Here is a 696-nt window from a genome sequence, read left to right as displayed (position 1 = left end):
GCAGCCGCGCCGCGACCGCCGCCCCGATGCCCGACATCCCCCCGGTGACCAGCGCCACCCGCCCATCCAGGCGCGGCGCGGTCGGCGGCGCGGTCATCACAGGAACCCCGTGCTCAACCACGGGATCGCCGCCACCAGCACGAGCCCGGCCAGCACCGCGCCGAGATAGCGCCAGATCCGCCCCATCGCCGCATCCGGCGAGACGCGCCCGATCGCGCAGGCGGCGTAGTAGCCGACGCCGAAGGGCGGGGCGAACAGGCCGATGCCCATGGCGAGGATGACGACCATCGCATAATGCACCTCGTTGATGCCCACCGCGCGCGCCGCCGGGAACAGCAGCGGGCCGAACAGCACGATCGCCGGTATCCCCTCCAGCACGCTGCCGAGGACGACGAAGGCCAGGATCGACGCCGCCATGAAGCCGGCCACACCGCCCGGCATCGACGTCACCGCCCGCGCCAGCTCGCGCGAAAAGCCCGACTGCGTCAGCGCCCATCCCATCGCCGTCGCCGTGCCGATGATCAGCAGGATCGCGCCCGACAGCGACGCCGTCTCGATCAGCATCGGATACAGCCGTCGCCAGTCGAACCGGCGATAGATCAGCAGCCCCGCCAGCACCGAATAGAAGATGCCGATGGTCGAGACCTCGGTCGCCGTCGCCACCCCCTCGATCACCGCCGCGCGGATCAGGAACGG

General features: G+C 71.4%; 1 protein-coding gene. It reads right to left on the bottom strand.

The features are described from left to right. Positions 1-96: 96 nt before the first annotated feature. Positions 97-696: TRAP transporter large permease subunit (locus B8460_RS19970; protein ID WP_048863381.1), on the bottom strand; the 600-nt coding region annotated here is incomplete at its 5' end.

This window comes from Acidisphaera rubrifaciens HS-AP3 (assembly GCF_000964365.1).
Taxonomy (GTDB): domain Bacteria; phylum Pseudomonadota; class Alphaproteobacteria; order Acetobacterales; family Acetobacteraceae; genus Acidisphaera; species Acidisphaera rubrifaciens.
The sequence above is the reverse complement of the archived record's forward strand: the minus strand, read 5'-3'. Positions and strand labels throughout refer to the sequence as shown.